The following is a 17,630-nucleotide window of genomic DNA, read 5'->3' as shown; positions in this document are numbered from 1 at the left end:
GATGACTATGAAATACGTTCAAGAATCATGGCGATGCCTTGTCCGACGCCAATGCACATGGTGCATAAGGCGTAACGTCCGGCACGTCGTTCCAGTTCAAGGGTTGCGGTCAGTGCAAGACGGGCACCACTCATACCGAGGGGATGCCCCAGAGCAATCGCCCCTCCGTTCGGGTTTACGTGCCCTGCATCATCCGGTAATCCCAGTTGGCGCATCACAGCCAGTGCTTGTGCGGCAAAAGCCTCATTCAGTTCAATAACATCCATTTGATTTAAGGTTAAGCCTGTGAACTCCAGTACCTTGCGAGTCGCAGGCAATGGCCCGATCCCCATAATACGTGGCTCAACACCACATGTTGCCGTTGCGACGATGCGTGCCCGTGGTGTCAGCCCCTGGTGTAAGGCTGCCGTTTCTGAGGCGATAATCAGTGCCGCCGCACCATCGTTAATACCGGAAGCATTACCCGCGGTGATAGTGCCGTCTGCACGAAATGGGGTTTTGAGCTGTTGTAATTGTGCGAGCGTCGTTTCTGGTCGAGGATGTTCATCCTGTGAAATGACCGTAGCTACGCCTTTTTTGTTGGTTGGAGGCAGAGTAACAGGGCTGATTTCCTCAGCTAATACTCCACGTCGTTGCGCTATGGCGGCACGTTGTTGGCTGCGTAGGGCGAAGGCATCCTGATCATCACGGCTAATTTGAAACTGGGCGGCCACATTTTCTGCCGTTTCTGGCATGGAATCTGTGCCGAATTTCTGTTGTATCAAAGGATTAATGAAGCGCCAGCCAAGAGTCGTATCAAAGATCTCAGCCTGTCGGCTGAAAGCACTGTCCGCTTTACCCATCACGAAAGGAGCACGGGACATGGATTCAACACCCCCCGCCAATATCAGTTGGGCATCGCCGGATTTAATACTGCGAGCGGCGAAGGCCAGTGCATCCAGACCTGAGCCACACAACCGATTGACTGTCGTGCCAGAGAGCGAATTTGGCAGCCCTGCTAACAATAGTGCCATACGTGCGACGTTGCGATTATCTTCTCCTGCCTGATTAGCACAGCCGAGGATCACATCATCAATTTGTTCCCAATCCAATGCTGGATAACGAGTCATCAATGCCCGTAGCGGCAGGGCAGCCAGATCATCAGCCCGCAGGCTGGATAGTGCACCACCATAACGGCCGATAGGTGTGCGGATACCATCACAGATAAATGCATGGTTCATGATTACTCTCCCTGACGGTTTGGCTGGGTTTTTTCCACCGTATTATCAGAAATAGGGTGACTGAAACGATAGGCGTAACCGCGGAAAAAAGCGACAATTTTGCTGTTCTGGTTGATGATCTCCACGTCGTACAGGCCAGTATTTTTGCCTTGATGCCGAACAGAAGCGGTGGCGGTGAGTCGATCACCCACCAATGCCGGACGGATAAAATCTATGCTGCCGCTGGAAGCGACGGTTGCCTTCCCCTCGCTGTTACAGGCATAGGCGAAAGCCGTATCCGCCAGACTGAACAGAATGCCACCGTGACAACGTTGATGACCGTTGAGCATATTGGGCACGATTTTCATGCTGAGTCGGGCGAACCCGATATCGATATGTTCAATATGCATTCCCATATTTTGGGCACAGGCATCCTGGGCATACATGGTTTCAACGTGATGGCGAGCCAGTTGGCTTGCTGTGTTACCATTATCTTGCATGGTTATCCCCTTTCCTTGTGTTGTTGGACTTGCTGGAGAGGGAGTTTGGTATGTCCTGCCGCTAGTTGGCGCAGCAAGGGCACAGGGCGGTAACGGGATTCACCATAAAACTTCTGCAAGTTTTCTAACGTACTGAGAATATGTTTCCAACCCAACTGTTCACCCCATGCCAGTGGACCGATGGGGTAATTCACACCATGACGCATCGCCAGATCGATATCTTCCATGCTGGCAATCCCTTTATGAATGGCATCCAGTGCCTCGTTACATAACATAGCCACGGTACGCATGGTTAGCAGGGCGGGATAATCTGGCAGGAGAATAATTTGCTTACCGAGGGATTGCAGAAAACCGATCACCTTTGCCGTTTGTTGGGGCGTATTCTGGCAGGCGGTACTAAGAGTCATGATAGAAGCCAATTGGTGGTTGGCAGAAAGATCAAATTGCATCACGGGTATCCTGACTTCGTCGGCAATCTGCGCACTGGTTCTCCCTTTAGTCAGAATCAACAGAATTTCATCAATCTGTAAAGTCGGGGAGTGGAATCGGTCATTTTTAATTTCTTCGAAGATGATCCCATATTGTTGTAACTTAGGCTGTTGTAGCAGGGCAACAAAGTGTGGTAATGCTGCCCAATTTCCTGTCGCCTTGATCCGCACTGGCTGTTTTTGTGCTTTGGCGTGTTTCGGCTCTATTTTAGGTTGTGGCGGGATCTCCTTTGTTCCACCGTTTCTTCTTATGCTGTTGTTTCCTTTTATATTATAGGAATAGAAACCACGACCGCGTTTGCGCCCAAGATGATCGGCATCCACCAGCTCTTTTTGCAGTAGTGAAGGCTGGAAGCGGGGGTCATAATGGAAGGCCTGGAACAGGGATTCGGTCACAGTATAGTTAATGTCATGGCCAATCAAATCCATCAGTTGTAATGGTCCCATTGCAAAACCACCCGATTCTTTGAGGACTGCATCCAGTGTGGCGGGTGTCGCAATCCGTTCTTCCAGTGCACGCAGGGCTTCAGCATAGAATGGACGGGCGATGCGATTGACGATAAACCCCGGCGTAGAACGGCAAATCACAGGCTGTTTTTTCCAGCTCGTCACGAGGGTTTTGAGTGTTGCCACGGTTTGAGGAGATGTTTCTAAACCTTGTACGATTTCCACCAGCCTCATTAGGGGGGCGGGATTAAAAAAATGTAGCCCTGCCATGCGCTGCGGGGCAGACAGAACACGGGCAATGGCGGTAATCGACAATGATGAAGTATTGCTGGCAAATAGGGTTTGATGTGAACAAATGGATTCCAGTTGCTGGAAGAGATCCTGTTTCGCTTCCAGTTGTTCGACAATGGCTTCGATCACCAGACCACACGGTGCCAGCGCATGTAACGAATCCACCTGCGTGATGCGTTGTAACAGGGCTTCTGTTGCACTGGTTTCCGCTTTACCTGCTGCTACACGTTGATGCAGACGGGTGCGTAAATTGTCCAGTGCCTGACAGATCGCTTCGCTATTGCGGTCAAACAGCAGGACGGAATGTCCTGCCTGAGCTACAACCTGGGCAATGCCGATTCCCATTGTTCCCGCACCGATAACGGCTATGGAACCGCAGAGGTGAGGCGTGTTCATGATCATTTCCCCTTGAACGTCGGCTGGCGTTTTTCAATGAACGCATTGACACCTTCACGAAAATCTTCGCTATGCCCGCACTGGCGTTGTAAATCTCGTTCGAGAGCAAGCTGTTGTTCCAGTGTATTGGTTGCGGCTGCATAGGTGGCTTGCTTGATGCAGGCAAGAGCCAAAGTAGGTTGGGTAGCAAGGTGTAGGGCGAGCTTCTGGGTTTTATCTTCCAACTCTTCTGGCGCAACGACTTGCCAGATCATGCCCCAATCCAGTGCTTGTTCAGCGCTGATTTTGTCGCCCAACAGTGCCATCCCCATCGCCCGCGCTTGTCCAATCTTATGGGGCAGAAACCAGCTACCGCCAGAATCGGGTGTCAGGCCAATACGGCAGAAAGCCTGAATAAAGCTGGCAGTGCGGGAGGCAATAACAATATCACAGGCCAAAGCAAGGGAGACACCCGCACCCGCCGCCACGCCGTTGACGGCGCAGATAATAGGCTTAGGCAGGGAAGTCATACGCCGGATCAGCGGATTATAGTAGCGTTCAACCGATTGGCCGAGATCAGGAGTGCTGCCATCAGAAATGATGGCATTGCGATCATTTAAATCTTGTCCGGCGCAGAAGCCGCGTCCGGTTCCGGTGAGCAGGACACAGCGCACGGATTCATCCTGTTCAGCAATATCCATTGCCTGACTTAATTGTTGGTGTAGTTCCTCATTAAAGCTATTGAGGCATTCTGGACGGTTGAGAGTAATGCTAAGGACACCTGCTTGTATATCAGTCAGTACCGTTGACATGTTTTCCATCTGTCAGAACCCCTTAAATGTTGGTTTACGTTTTTCTAAAAAGGCGGAGATGCCTTCCTGACGATCGGTTGTACCTGCCAAAGCAACAAAGTGTTGGCGTTCGGCGAGTAGCCCTTGTGACAGGCTGGTTTCTTGTGCGGCTTTGAGGGCGGCTTTGGCTGCCCGCAATGCCAGAGGGGAAAATTCACTGATGTGTTGGGCGATTTGCTGTGCACGCTCTAATGTCACAGCATCAGTGCAGACTTCGCTTACCAGCCCCGCTTCCAGAGCGCGATGGGCATCGATAGCCTCGCCGGTCAATATCATCTGGTAAGCTAATGCCTTGCCGACGCTACGGATGAGTCGTTGGGTTCCCCCCGCCCCTGGCATCAGCCCTAGGGTGATTTCTGGTAGACCAAAACGGGCGTTTTCTCCACAAATCACCAAATCACAAGCCAATGCCAGTTCGCAACCCGCGCCAAGTGCGTAACCATTGACAGCCGCAATCAGGGGCTTGCTGATATTATTTAAACGTTGCCAAAGTTGTGGGCGGCGATCAGTCATAGCTGTAGCAATGTTTTGTTGTTGTAGTTCTTTCAGGTCGGCACCTGCCGCGAAACAGGGCGCTGATCCCGTAATAACAATGGCGCCTGTTCCGCTATCCGTATCCGCGAATTCCAATTGCTGCACGAGTTGTTCCAGACAGTCATTACTGAGGGCATTGCGCACTTCTGGCCGATTTAGGGTCAATGTGCGTACTTTTTGCTGCTGGTGGCATAAAATCCATTCCTGACTCATGGTAGCTCCTCACAAGCATATGAAAGTGGTTAGATATCAAAATCGACAACTACGCCATCGCCTTTCGGCCATGACTGGCAGCTTAAGATATAACCGGCAGCCAATTGATCAGGTTCCAGGCTGTAGTTCATCCTCATGTCCACTTCACCGGATTTAAGCCGGCATTTACAGGTAGCACATACCCCTCCTTTACAGGCGTAGGGTAAGTCTGCGCCCTGACGCAATGCAGCATCGAGGATACTGTCATCTTCGGTGTTCATGGCAATGTGGAGGGTGCGGCCATCCAGATGGATCTCAACGCGAGTCTTACTGCGTTCTGCGGGATTGGCTGAGCGGGGCTTTATTGTGGCTTGTCCGGTATTGAAACGTTCACTATGGATGTGTTCAACAGGTATCCCCGCCTGTTCCAGTGCAGAATGAGCGTCATCCAACATGGCTTCTGGTCCACAGAGAAAAGCATGGTCAAATTGGATAAAATTGAGCAGGGTTTTGCCAATGCGGTTCAGGTGTTCAGTATCAATGCGTCCGTTAAACAGTGGGCTATCCGTGGATTCCTGACTAAACAGGTACAGCACCTGAAAACGGCTCAGGTAGCAATTCTTGAGATCAGCCAGTGCTTCTTTGAACATGACAGAGCGACTGGTGCGATTGCCATAAATAAGCGTAAAGGTGCTATTGGGTTCTAGTGCCAGCGTACTTTTGATGATCGATAAAATGGGAGTGATACCCGAACCGGCAGCGATAGCCAGATAATGCCCCTGTTGGTCGGTACTGGGATGATGACCAAAATTGCCCTGTGGCTGCATGACTTCCAGCTCATCCCCGACTTTTAATTGTTGATTGATGAAAGTCGAAAAGCGGCCTTGGTGAATGGCTTTGACACCAATTTGTAATACATCATCCAACGGTGAGCTACAGATGGAGTAGCAGCGGCGTAGTTCTTCGTTATTTACCTTCGCCTTGAGTGTCAGGTGTTGACCAGGGTGATAGCAGAACTGTTTTTTCAGCTCAGCAGGAATATGCAGGGTAACGACCACAGCATCCGGCGTTTCCCTTTCGATGGCGGCAATGCTTAAGCGGTGAAAGCCATGTGAGCGTGTTTGATGCAAAGTGGACATCTTATTTCCTCTTTAAGTGCACCCTCGTTAAATGCATTTGAAATAATCAAATGGTTCCCAACAATCTCGACAGCGATAGAGGGCTTTGCAGGCAGTAGAACCGAATTCGCTGATTTTTTCTGTTTCATGGCTGCCGCAGTACGGGCAGATGATGGAGGCCATGTCTGTCGTCCTTTCGCAAGTTAATCCCTGAGGCGGAGCAATGCCGGATCCCCGCAAACGTTGTTTAGCCTCTGCATTTATCCAGTCGGTGGTCCACGCAGGGTGTAGGCTTACTTCGATATGCACCGGAGAAAAACCTGCTTGCGCCAGCATTTCCTGAATAGTTTCGATCAGGTATTCCGTCGCAGGACAGCCGGAATAGGTTGGGGTGAATGTCACTCGCCAGCCGTTTTGCCAGGATGTGACAGCCCGTATCATGCCGAGATCAGTAATGGAGAGTGCAGGAAGTTCTGGATCAGCAATTTGGTGCAGGCATTGCCAGATTTGATGAATTTCCGGCGGCTGTATCTCTGAAGAAAAGTGAGTATTGCATCGCTGTTCCATGATCTTCTCCCATTACCCTTTGTTTTCTATCCGTTTTTGTCACCAGTTGCAGTTGGGATAAGTGCGTTGCAGGTGTTGCATTTCTGCCAACATGTATCCCAAATGTTCCGTATGCAGCCCTTGTTTTCCACCTTGCCGATAAGGTGTCTCCTGTGGCATTTCTAGCGTGGCTTCGGTAAACGTTGCGTTGATGATTTGCCGCCACGGTTCATACAGGGTGCTGGGATCAACGGCAATGCCTTCTTCTGCCAATTGCTGCTCTATTTCGTCGCAATGGAAGAGTTCGCCGGTAAAGCGCCACAGTTGATTAACGGACTGTTGGATTTTTTCGTGACTCAGTTTTGTTCCATCCCCCAATCTGATCATCCAGCCTCGGCTAAATCGCAGGTGATATTTCACCTCCTTCAACGACTTGGCACTAATGGCCGCCAATTGGGGATCGCGGCTTTGTCCCATAGCCTGATGCAGCAAGACGTGATAGGCATCAATAAAAAACTGGCGTACCAAGGTGTCGTTAAAGCCGCCATTGGGTTGTTCCACCAGCAGCAGATTGCAGAATTCGCGCTCATGACGCCAAAACGCCAGATGATCTTCATCCTGTCCTGTTCCTGAAAGGGTCGCGGCATAACTGAGGAAATGGCGTGCTTGCCCCAATAGATCGAGTGCGATATTGGACAGGGCGAGGTCAATTTCCAGTTCTGGCGCATGTCCACACCATTCGCACAGGCGCTGTGCCAGAATCAGCGGGGTATCTCCCTGACGAAGTACATATTTGAACAGGGCATGGTTGAACGAGGAATGGTTGGGTGATGAGATGCTGTGTATATTCATATTCTCATCCCTTACATATTCTTGATACCATCAGGGATAGTGTAGAAAGTCGGATGACGGTAGATCTTGTCCTCCGAGGGTGCGAAAAAAGCGCCACGCTCTTCCGGTTGTGAAGCCACCAGATAGATGGATTTCACTACCCAGATGGAGCAACCTTCATTGCGCCGAGTGTAGGCATCACGTGCGTTTTCCAGTGCCATTTGATCATCTGCCGCGTGGAGGCTGCCGACGTGACGGTGCGCCAATCCCTGTTTACTGCGGACAAAGACTTCATACAGTGACCAATCGGTATCGTTCATTAGAGTTCTCCCTTCGCTGCTGTTCAGGTAACGTAATTCAGGTAACGTAAAGCATTAAGCGGCGCGATGTTTGGCTGCTATTTTTCTGGCGTGAACAACAGCCGCTTCCCGTACCCAGCCCCCGTTTTCCCAGGCTTGGCGTTTGGCTTCCAGACGTTCGTGATTGCATATCCCCTGCCCTTTCAGCACTTGATAGAATTCATCCCAATTAATTTCACCAAAACGGTAATGTCCTGTTGTTTCATCCCAAGCCAGCTCCGGATCGGGAGCTGTCATACCCAGGGCTTCCAACTGGGGCACGGTGTTGTCGATGAATTTTTGCCGCAGTTCATCATTACTGAATCGCTTAATTTTCCATGCCATGCTCTGGGCGCTGTTGGGAGAATCACTGTCATTGGGACCAAACATCATCAATGTCGGCCACCAGAAGCGGTTAATGGCATCTTGTAACATGGCACGCTGGGCTTCGTTGCCATTCGCCAGCACTGTTACTGCTTCATAACCTTGCCGTTGGTGGAAACTTTCTTCCTTGCAGATTTTTACCATCGCGCGGGCGTAGGGACCGTAAGAGGCACGGCATAAAGCAACCTGATTGACAATCGCCGCACCATCCACCAGCCAGCCAATCACGCCAACATCTGCCCAACTGAGGGTGGGATAGTTAAAGATCGAGGAATATTTCATCTTGCCAGCCAACAACTTTTGGTAGATGTCCTGACGGGAACAACCCAATGTCTCAGCAGCGCTGTAGAGATACAGCCCATGCCCTGCTTCATCTTGTACTTTCGCCAGCAATATAGCCTTGCGACGCAATGTCGGGGCACGGGTGATCCAATTGGCTTCCGGTAACATGCCGACGACTTCCGAGTGTGCGTGTTGACCGATCTGGCGTATCAGGGTTTGGCGATAGGCTTCGGGCATCCAATCTTTAGCCTCAACAGAGAGATCTGCTGCTATTTTTGCCTCAAAGTTCGCCTGAAGTAGATCAATTGTCATGCGCGACTCCATTATGATTCTTATTTTTTGATATAAGAAATAAAAATGAATCACTTTATGTAACCGCAAATCTACAAAATGGTAACAAAATAGCAAATACAAAAATTGTTTATTTGTTGTTCACATCACAATATGAATTTTTATTCTTTATAAAACAATAGATTAATTATTTTTATTTAGCAGTGGGATAAATATTAACAAGTGACTGGGTGCAAATGTTTGTATTTTGTTAATTATATGGCTGGTTTTGTTAATCGTATATGTGATACATAAATGGCATTCCATTACTTAATGATTGTTTCATTGGTTAAATCGGTGGAGAAAAAAATGCAACAGTTAACGAGTTACATTTGTGGTGACTGGGTTTATGGGCAAGGCAATCCCAGAATTATCCATCATGCAGTCAGCGGCGAAGCGTTGTATCAGGTATCTTCAGAAGGTTTGCCATTGGCAGAAAGTTTAGTTTACGCCCGTGAAAAAGGGGGAAGAGCGCTGGCTGCGATGACGTTCCAGCAACGTGCGCAGATGATGAAGGCAGTGGCAAAACACCTGCTTGCCAATAAAGAAGCATTGTATGCCATTTCCACAGAAACAGGTGCAACCCGTGCGGATAGTTGGGTGGATATTGAGGGGGGCGTAGCAACATTGTTCTCTTATGCCGGATTAGCAGGGCGTGAATTGCCGGATGATACCCTGTGGCCGGAAGATGAGATGATCCCGCTGTCTAAACAATCCCAGTTTGTGGCACGCCATGTGCTGACTTCCCGCTCCGGTGTTGCATTGCATATCAATGCGTTTAACTTTCCTTGTTGGGGGATGCTGGAAAAATTGGCTCCAACGTGGATGGCTGGCATGCCCGCGATTATCAAGCCTGCTACGGCATCTGCCCAACTGACACAGGCGATGGTGAAAATGATCATCGATAGCGGTTTGGTGTCGGAAGGGGCATTGCAATTGATCTGTGGTGGCGTTGGTGATCTGTTTGCTCATCTCGATTATCAGGATGCCGTGACGTTTACCGGCTCGGCACAAACAGGGCAGAAGTTGCGTGTCCATCCTAGACTGATAGAAAAATCCATTCCTTTTACGATGGAAGCCGATTCGCTTAACTGCTGCATTTTAGGCGAGGATGTGACACCTGACATGCCGGAATTCGGCGTTTTCATCAAGGAAGTGACTCGTGAAATGACGGCGAAGGCCGGTCAGAAGTGTACGGCTATCCGGCGCATTATTGTCCCTGCCAGCCAAATGGAAGCGGTCAAACAAGCGCTGCTCAAGCGGCTGTCTGGCGTGGCAGTTGGCGATCCTACTTTGCCAGAAGTGCGCATGGGAGCGTTGATTAACCTGGAACAGCGTGATGAGGTGCAGGTGAAAGTCAACGAATTGCGCAATAGTGGTTGCGAGGTTTTGTGTGGCGGTTCACTGGATAAACTCGTACTGACAGGCGATAGCAACAGTAATGGCGCATTCTATCCACCGACGTTGCTCTACTGCGCTGCGCCAATGACTAATCAGGTGGTACACAGCACGGAAGCCTTTGGGCCGGTTGCCACATTAATGGCGTATCAGGATACTGAGCAGGCGATTGCATTGGCGATGATGGGACAGGGTAGTTTGGCTGGGTCATTGGTGACGGCAGATGAACAGATTGCAGTTCAGGTGATCCGTGCGACAGCATGTGCTCATGGTCGTATGTTGGTGCTGGATGAAGCGGCTGCTGCGGAATCCACGGGGCACGGCTCCCCGCTACCCATGTTGGTACATGGTGGGCCAGGGCGTGCTGGTGGTGGAGAAGAGTTGGGGGGCTTGCGTGCCGTGAAACACTATATGCAGCGTACAGCGATTCAAAGCAGCCCAAGTATGCTGGCAGCGATTGGTCGTGAGTGGGTGCGTGGCGCGAAAGTGAAGGAAGAACCGATTCATCCATTCCGCAAGTACTTTGAACAAATTGAAATTGGTGAAAGTTTACTGACTGCTCGCCGGACGGTGACGGAAGCGGATATCGTAAATTTCGCCAGCCTGAGTGGCGATCATTTTTACGCCCACGTGGATAAAATCGGCGCGGCTGAATCCTTGTTTGGCGAGCGTGTAGCACATGGTTATTTTGTTGTATCGGCTGCTGCGGGCTTGTTCGTTGATGGTGCGGTAGGGCCGGTGCTTGCCAACTACGGTATGGAAAACCTGCGTTTCATTGAGCCGGTTAAGATTGGCGATACTATCCAAGTTCGTTTGACCTGCAAGAAGAAGATTAAGAAAGTCCAGAAGACGCCAGAAGATAAACCACATGGTGTGGTGATGTGGGATGTGCAGGTGTTGAATCAGGAACAACAGCCGGTGGCACTTTATAGCATCCTGACGTTGGTAGAACGGCAGCAAAGTGATTTTGCGGCGTCGGTATAATTACGGTTAGGATAAGCGTTGTTAAGTCAAGGAAACAAAGTGGCCTGAGGGGATTTGTCAAAGGCAAGGGCAGCGGTAATCCTCAGGCTGTTTATTAAAGTTTAAATTCAGGCTGGATGTACGAAATCGGCCTCTTCAATTTTCATAGATGATATCCTCTTCAACCAAGTGCGTGTTTCTGCCAACTCGCTTTAGATCGCGATAAGCGGCCTGTTTATTCGCCAAACGGAGCGGCCGGCCGACAAAATGGATATGGTTAATAATGTCTGATACTGATCTTTTAGTATGTGTAAATTCAATCGTACCAAAAGGTGTGTGATATTCGCCTTTACGGCCAGTAGTCATCACGGTTAATCGATCAATTGGGATTTGTGAAATAGCGCCATATTCAGATAGTGCGGATTCTAAACTGACATAATTGTATTCACCTCGTCGAATCGCTTTGGCAATTAATTCTAAGGTATGAAGCCCCTTATGGCGGGATAACGCATACACATAAACCCCCTTACAGGCTCGTAATAGTACACCCTGTTTAACGAGGCGGCTCAATCCAGCTTCAAAAGCCCGTTTGCTATCTTCTGAAAACAGTTTGGCGAGATCTTTATGAGTAAAAACATAATGACCTTGTTGATCGAGTTTATTTAGGCACTGAATGGCTGTAATTTGGTTCATTTAAATGTACGTTTAAATCACTTTAGTGTGTTATTTGTGTCTATATAATAGCCGCTTATAAAGTGAACGTAAACCACATATAAAAGTAGTGTATCTGTCTACTTGTTTCTGGCCAATATGAAAACCAGAGGGCTGCATTTAATCTCGTTTTAGATCGCGATAAGCAGCTTGCAAAATAGGCATTTAGATGAAGAACAACGTCTTGAATACATGACCGATGTTTTTTGAAAGTATGCGATTTACCACTGGTCTGTGCCCTGTTATTTCAACTGGCAGCTTTCCCGTAAAATGCGCATGACGGTATTTGCGCCGCTACGGTTAGGATTGATGCGGATCATGCGTTGTTCCAGGGTAGGATCTGCCTGACGAAAGGTGGCGGAAATGCGGTAAAACAGGGGGGGGATTTCAAATTTTGATTCTGCACCTACCGGATAAGGTAGTGCGCCGAGGGTATGGGCTGTGGCGAGTACTCTTTCTGCAATGGGATCGTGGAATTCCACTAATAACACTTTTGATTGAGCATTGGCGAGCAAGGCGTGTTTCACTTGTGGTAACTCTCCTTGGTTCAAACGAGTGACCAGTTCGTTATTCACTTCGGCCTGTACTGCGTGCATAACCGGCGCGAATACCATACCACGCAGGGCTTCCATTGCCTGATAACCCTGGATCTGGCAGCCGCCGGAGTACATGCTGTGGCGTAGATTATCAATGATTGCCTGCTTTCCTACAATTAACCCAACGCCTTGTGGTCCCAATAATTTGAAGCAAGAGAACGTGGAAAGGGTTGCGCCATACTGGCAACCAATATGGGTCACTTTCATCGCCGCGTAGTTATCATCGACCAATGAAGGTATGTCATATTGATTCAGGGTGTCGATAACCTCTTGTAGGGAATAACTGTCAGACATCTTCTGGCGGGTATGTTGGATAAGGCTGGCTACGGGTTGATATTGCTGAATGGCGGCCACAATTTGCTCTGTGTGGTTGAAATCTGCCTGAACGACACGAAGCCCCATTTGTTCAATTGATGCCTTGGTTGTGGGATAAATCGGTGCATTATGCACAAGTAACGTTGAATTGGGGCTGACCAAAGCGGCCAGCCCCGCGCGTAGTGCACCTGTTCCTGCTCCATTGACAAAAGCGGCGGTTTCAGCACCAAAAAACTCTGCAATTACCGCTTCAATGCGTCGGGTCATCCGCGGTTGGTGAAAATCTGGAACTAAGCCCAGATCACCTTGCGAAAGAAAATCAGCACCAGGAAAGTAACGACAGATAATATCAACCAGCCTGAATTGTTGTTGTTGCGCTTGTGCCATCGTCATGCTTTGCAATGGATAGGTTTTCATTTCTTATTTTATTCCCAGCAGAAAGAGCAAGTTTGCCAGAATGCCCACAATGATTGTTGCGATTGGGCCGATAGCCATTTCCACTAAAGGACGTTTGGATGTACGGTTAAGCAGGTAGACACCTGCCACGATCATAAAGCCCATGCCTGGCAGAATGGCGTTGGAGGCAATCATCGCACCAACCAACAAGGCAACTTCGAGCATTTTGGTGATCGCGGTACGAATATGTCCGCTGCATGCTTTCACTCCTGGATATTTATCCAACCAGATAGCGATTTTTGCCAGTAGCTGGATTTCAATGAACATGGTGATGCCGCCTGCGACAAAGGCAATCCACGGGTTGTTGGTTGCCAGCCCAGCCACAAACACAAATTTCATGCCATTTGGGCTATAAACGCCTGTGGCTATCGCCGTCGTGCCCACTAATGGAATAAAGCCGATGGCACGTGCCAGTGCTACCAGCAATGCATTGGTCTGCTCACCTTGCGCCATCAGTTGCAGGGAAACAGGTCCTTCCGCCAGCAGGCTAAAAGACATAGTAGCGGCACTGGCGGTCAATCCACCACACAGGATTAACAACCATTTATTTTTCTGGATACGTTCTATACGGGTGGAAAACAAGCCGACCAAGACTTCATTGCTGCCTTTTTGCTCCGCTGACTGTGTTGGCCGTTCACGCATTGCAAAGTAAAACATGGCAATCATCGATAGCAATAGTGCAGCTCCGTTAGGGTCAATGCTGACGGGTTTTTCGATCATCCCTCCAAAGCTCAACGGGCCAATGGCCTTGGTTGCCAGATAGCCGAACAGGGCGGTGAACATGACCAAAAGCCCCTTGCGATAGCCATATTGATAGCCGACAACCATCGCAGGAAACAGGGCAAAGCAAGCGACAATCGGGTCACCCACTTTCTTGAGGTCATCGGTAAAATTGACGGGCAACATGGCGAACAGTTCCACCACTGAACGCAGGCCAGCCAGCAACGCGATGGCATATAGGGCACCGATAATGCCAGAGGCGATAAAGCCTCTGCGGCTGTTAGCACACCAAATCCCGATCATGTCTGTACCGAGTAACAGGCTGTGAACCAATACAATTGGGGCTGTGAGTGAAAAAGGGATACCGAAGCCAACAACCAAACCAATGCTCAGGGCGAAACTGGTTGCGGCAAGCGCTTTGCGGCTCATGCGGCCTTCAAGGTATTCCGGCAAAAGTGGGCGCAAACCATCATGGAAAACGGCGATACCACGGTTTGCCATCATAGCAGCAATGGCACCAATGGTTGCTAATAATCCGGCTTTAAAAGGGTCGACTTCCATCAATCTCAGCAGAAAATCATGGAAATGTTGCATGATTTCCTCCTTATAGTGAGATGATGGCGTTGATGACCACAGGTAGGACGATATCAATATCCTGGCCTGTAAAACCAAATGCTTTCTTACCTGCTTTTACATGGGCGATGATCTCGTCATTAGACAAGATTTTTCCCGGCATTCCGATAGTGGCACATTGGTCTAGCCCAATAAGGGCAATTGCCATTGCCAGCGCACCTCCTCCACCTGTATTGCATGCGCCAAAGTAGTAATCTGCTTCGCCATGTTTAATTGCCATCGCCGCGTCAATATCATTCATGATGGTAATGGCGGTGGCTTTGTCGCCTGCCAGTTGACGAAGACCTTCGGCTATTGCCTCTTTCTCTATTTGTCCACCAATGACAAATCTCATGCTGTTATCCCTCTCTTTGTATCTTCATATCGGATTGCTTTTTGAAAAATCTATGTTTTTAAAATCTATGTTTTTAAAGGTTATGTTTTTAGAATTAACGTATTTTAATTTTTTATTTTATAGGTTTGTTCTTGATTTAATCTTGCCTTGGAAGAATTGTGCAGGATTATCACGCAGCATTTGGTCTATCTGTTTTTGGCAAAAACCAGCTTCCAGCAACATGGGAACGAATACAGTTAGCAAGTAATCGAAGCCATTTCCCCCATTGTTTTTCAAATGAGATCGACGCGTGATATCTTGGGAAAGCATTACCCGATCAAGCAATCCACGCTTGGCAACCTCCTGTAACATGGTAATGCGTCGACTGTCGGGATAATAATTATTCTTGCCGATTGTATCGAATTGTACCCATGCTCCGGCTTCTAGCAGCGGAATAATGGTGTTCAGGTTATCTCTCAGATCACAATGACCGATAGACACATATTCAGGGGAAACGCCAAACTCCTTTAGTAACGCCAACTGCTCACGTCCCATTGTGCTTAATGTGGTATGGGTGGAAATGGGGCAGCCTGTTGCCTGATGTGCCAATGCCGCAGCTATAAACACCTTTCGCTCATCTTTCGTGATTTGATCGAGGCTAGAGCCAATTTCTGCAATTATCCCTGCTTTTAATACCGTGCCATCAATACCCGCTTCAATTTCAGCGATCATGTCATCGGCAATGGCCTGTACATTTAACTCACTGAAATGGGCAGGGAAGAATGGTTGCTTATAATAGCCAGTCGAGGCAATGATATTGATGTGAGTATCACGCATCAGATCCAGCAGAAAAGCCGCGTTACGTCCCATATAACGATTGGTCATCTCCACGATATTTCTTACCCCAAGGGCGTAGAGGTGACGAAGTTCTTCTACGATCAGATCGTATTGATCTAATCGACAATCTAGGCTTCCTTTCACATCAGAGAGATCGATATGCAAGTGCTCATGTACATAGGTGTAGCCTGAAACATCAATCAAGTTATTTGCCTTTATTGCCAAACGGCCGGATCATGCGGTAATTCCGTTATAGCGAAAATAATATTATTTAATGATGAGATAATATTATTTGTAATACCCTTGTTGAGGGATTAACGAGAATAACCACTATTTTTCCAATTTCCTTGACTGTCATAAATGCCTTCGAGTTTTGGCGAGCCAGATTGAATACCTGAAACAAGGGCTACATCACTGCGCGTTGTGAAGATTTGGGGACGAAAACACATGATCACTGGGCTACCAATAGGATAAGTGCCTGCCAAGGGGAGGTGGTAGTCAATGCAGGATTCACCCAGACGCAGTATGCGCACTTTTTTAGCCGAGATGATACCAGAAGGGATGGCGCGTTCAGGAAGAACCAATGCATGTTTCATATGCCCACGTTTATAATATCCGCCACCATAGCTGTAACTATTACCATCATAGTGATGGGCAACTTCGGTGAGATAGACCATCGCAATATGTTCCGGCTCTTGGCCGCAGACATTGGCGGGAATGGTTCCGGTCAAGGCATGTCCTGGTTCCAGATGGGTAGCGCCGTATTTAGCCAGTAAGGGTATGGTGTTACAGCTTGAGGCTGCAGGAGCATTGATTTGTGAAAGTTTGATGCCGAGTTGTTCCAGTCGGTTCCGCGCCCGAATGAGGGTGAGCAAATTGGTGGTGGGTAAGGTTATTTGATACCGTGAATTCCATGACAGACAAGGAAAATGCGTCAGTCCGCTCAATTTTATGCCTGGCATACGCTTTAAAGCATCGACGACGCTGTCTAGTTCATTAAAGGTGATACCTGCTTCTTGGCCGGAAAAGGCGATGTCCCGTTTATCATATACTTTCAGCATGATGGGCTGAATTCGTCCCAATTTCTCCGCAATATCTGAGATGGCTTGGGCTTTTTCAAGGGAGAATACAGTAATAACACTTGGATTATGTTTGAGCATGGTTTCTATTAAATGGGTTGGTGTCTGCACCAAATGGCCGATGTGGCACAGTGGAATACCATGTTGGCTCAGGCTATAGGCTTCCCTGAAATCGACAGCCACGACACCACGATAACCGAGTTCAAGCAATTTTTTGGTCAGCCATGGGTTACGTCCGATTTGTTTGGTCATCAAATAAAGCTCAATGCCATATTGCTCCGCAGTTTGCAGCAAACGCTGACCATTGTCTAAAACCTGATCGACGTCAATCACGTAGGTATCTGGCAAAATTGCCCCTTGTTGCCAAAGCTCTTTTGCAACTTCAATCAATTTGGGGTTTTGTTTTTTTAGTGCCTCAATAAACATAGGACTCCCTTCATGGCAGCAAAGCTGTGTGAAATCGAAATTTTTCGCAGTTAAGTTTTCATTTTTTTGAATATTTTTATGAGAATCAAAAGCTAACCTCTTTCGAGTGAAAAGATTAAACCATATAAATTTGCCAACAGATAGCCTTCCTCATTGGGATGTAAGACCACGGTAAATTTTTTGATTAGAGAGTGATGCATTGTGAGTAATTGATCGTAGTATTCAGATTGCTCAAGTTCTTCCAATATTTTTTTATCCAACGGGGAGACTATTTCACCACGGCGCGAACGCATGAAAGCACTTGCCATATGGGTAAGCGCCATTTCACCTTGTGGGTGACGGATAGGGATGAGCCAGATATCTTCCAGAACATGCACAACTTCCAGCATGTTATCGTAGATATCTTGATCGATAACGCCACCTTGTAGCAGGATAGTTAACCGTTGTTCTATCATTGCTTTTTGTTATACGTAGGTG

General features: G+C 48.4%; 18 protein-coding genes. 1 reads left to right on the top strand and 17 read right to left on the bottom strand.

What is annotated here, in order from left to right:
* Positions 1-5: 5 nt before the first annotated feature.
* From pcaF to paaA, 10 genes are read right to left on the bottom strand one after another with little or no spacing between them, the layout of a single operon-like run.
* Positions 6-1,220, bottom strand: coding sequence for a 3-oxoadipyl-CoA thiolase (gene pcaF, locus Xedl_RS08070; protein ID WP_074023307.1), 1,215 nt, complete (start codon positions 1,218-1,220; stop codon positions 6-8).
* Positions 1,221-1,222: 2 nt separating this feature from the next.
* A complete protein-coding gene (paaI, locus tag Xedl_RS08065; RefSeq protein ID WP_074023306.1) occupies positions 1,223-1,699 on the bottom strand; it encodes a hydroxyphenylacetyl-CoA thioesterase PaaI in 477 nt (158 codons plus the stop codon).
* A 2-nt stretch (positions 1,700-1,701) separates the two neighbouring features.
* Positions 1,702-3,321, bottom strand: a complete 1,620-nt coding sequence (locus Xedl_RS08060) for a 3-hydroxyacyl-CoA dehydrogenase (RefSeq protein WP_074023305.1) — start codon at positions 3,319-3,321, stop codon at positions 1,702-1,704.
* A gap of 2 nt (positions 3,322-3,323) precedes the next feature.
* Positions 3,324-4,121: a 2-(1,2-epoxy-1,2-dihydrophenyl)acetyl-CoA isomerase PaaG gene (gene paaG / locus Xedl_RS08055; RefSeq protein ID WP_074023304.1), complete on the bottom strand. Its 798-nt coding sequence runs from the start codon at positions 4,119-4,121 to the stop codon at positions 3,324-3,326.
* 3 nt (positions 4,122-4,124) lie between these two features.
* Entirely contained in the window at positions 4,125-4,898 is a 774-nt protein-coding gene (gene paaF, locus Xedl_RS08050; RefSeq protein ID WP_074023303.1) for a 2,3-dehydroadipyl-CoA hydratase PaaF, read from the bottom strand.
* Positions 4,899-4,927: 29 nt separating this feature from the next.
* Complete coding sequence (gene paaE, locus Xedl_RS08045) at positions 4,928-6,016, bottom strand: 1,2-phenylacetyl-CoA epoxidase subunit PaaE (RefSeq protein WP_074023302.1); 1,089 nt, start codon at positions 6,014-6,016, stop codon at positions 4,928-4,930.
* A gap of 27 nt (positions 6,017-6,043) precedes the next feature.
* Positions 6,044-6,562 (bottom strand): 1,2-phenylacetyl-CoA epoxidase subunit PaaD, encoded by a 519-nt coding sequence (paaD, locus tag Xedl_RS08040; protein ID WP_074023301.1) that lies wholly within the window; start codon positions 6,560-6,562, stop codon positions 6,044-6,046.
* A gap of 39 nt (positions 6,563-6,601) precedes the next feature.
* Positions 6,602-7,393 (bottom strand): 1,2-phenylacetyl-CoA epoxidase subunit PaaC, encoded by a 792-nt coding sequence (paaC, locus tag Xedl_RS08035; RefSeq protein WP_074023300.1) that lies wholly within the window; start codon positions 7,391-7,393, stop codon positions 6,602-6,604.
* A gap of 11 nt (positions 7,394-7,404) precedes the next feature.
* On the bottom strand, positions 7,405-7,692 hold the full coding sequence (paaB, locus tag Xedl_RS08030) for a 1,2-phenylacetyl-CoA epoxidase subunit PaaB (protein ID WP_074023299.1): 288 nt from the start codon (positions 7,690-7,692) through the stop codon (positions 7,405-7,407).
* A 54-nt stretch (positions 7,693-7,746) separates the two neighbouring features.
* Complete coding sequence (gene paaA / locus Xedl_RS08025; RefSeq protein WP_074023298.1) at positions 7,747-8,688, bottom strand: 1,2-phenylacetyl-CoA epoxidase subunit PaaA; 942 nt, start codon at positions 8,686-8,688, stop codon at positions 7,747-7,749.
* A gap of 327 nt (positions 8,689-9,015) precedes the next feature.
* Between paaA and paaZ the strand changes: the two genes are divergently transcribed.
* Complete coding sequence (paaZ, locus tag Xedl_RS08020; RefSeq protein WP_074023355.1) at positions 9,016-11,088, top strand: phenylacetic acid degradation bifunctional protein PaaZ; 2,073 nt, start codon at positions 9,016-9,018, stop codon at positions 11,086-11,088.
* Positions 11,089-11,223: 135 nt separating this feature from the next.
* Here paaZ and abiEi read toward each other — a convergent pair whose 3' ends face one another.
* The 7 genes from abiEi to Xedl_RS07985 form a co-directional block, all read right to left on the bottom strand.
* Positions 11,224-11,760: a type IV toxin-antitoxin system AbiEi family antitoxin gene (gene abiEi, locus Xedl_RS08015; RefSeq protein WP_074023297.1), complete on the bottom strand. Its 537-nt coding sequence runs from the start codon at positions 11,758-11,760 to the stop codon at positions 11,224-11,226.
* Between the two features lie 260 nt (positions 11,761-12,020).
* A complete protein-coding gene (locus Xedl_RS08010; protein WP_074023296.1) occupies positions 12,021-13,106 on the bottom strand; it encodes an aminotransferase class V-fold PLP-dependent enzyme in 1,086 nt (361 codons plus the stop codon).
* Positions 13,107-13,109: 3 nt separating this feature from the next.
* Complete coding sequence (locus Xedl_RS08005; protein ID WP_074023295.1) at positions 13,110-14,459, bottom strand: YhfT family protein; 1,350 nt, start codon at positions 14,457-14,459, stop codon at positions 13,110-13,112.
* A 10-nt stretch (positions 14,460-14,469) separates the two neighbouring features.
* Entirely contained in the window at positions 14,470-14,832 is a 363-nt protein-coding gene (locus tag Xedl_RS08000; RefSeq protein WP_074023294.1) for a DUF2620 domain-containing protein, read from the bottom strand.
* A gap of 117 nt (positions 14,833-14,949) precedes the next feature.
* Complete coding sequence (locus Xedl_RS07995) at positions 14,950-15,873, bottom strand: phosphotriesterase-related protein (RefSeq protein WP_083600294.1); 924 nt, start codon at positions 15,871-15,873, stop codon at positions 14,950-14,952.
* A gap of 89 nt (positions 15,874-15,962) precedes the next feature.
* Positions 15,963-17,153: a YhfX family PLP-dependent enzyme gene (locus tag Xedl_RS07990; protein WP_074023292.1), complete on the bottom strand. Its 1,191-nt coding sequence runs from the start codon at positions 17,151-17,153 to the stop codon at positions 15,963-15,965.
* Between the two features lie 92 nt (positions 17,154-17,245).
* Complete coding sequence (locus Xedl_RS07985; RefSeq protein WP_074023291.1) at positions 17,246-17,608, bottom strand: PRD domain-containing protein; 363 nt, start codon at positions 17,606-17,608, stop codon at positions 17,246-17,248.
* Between the last annotated feature and the right edge of the window lie 22 nt (positions 17,609-17,630).

This window comes from Xenorhabdus eapokensis (assembly GCF_001908105.1).
Note: the sequence above shows the minus strand (reverse complement) of the source record. Positions and strands in the feature narration are given on the sequence as shown.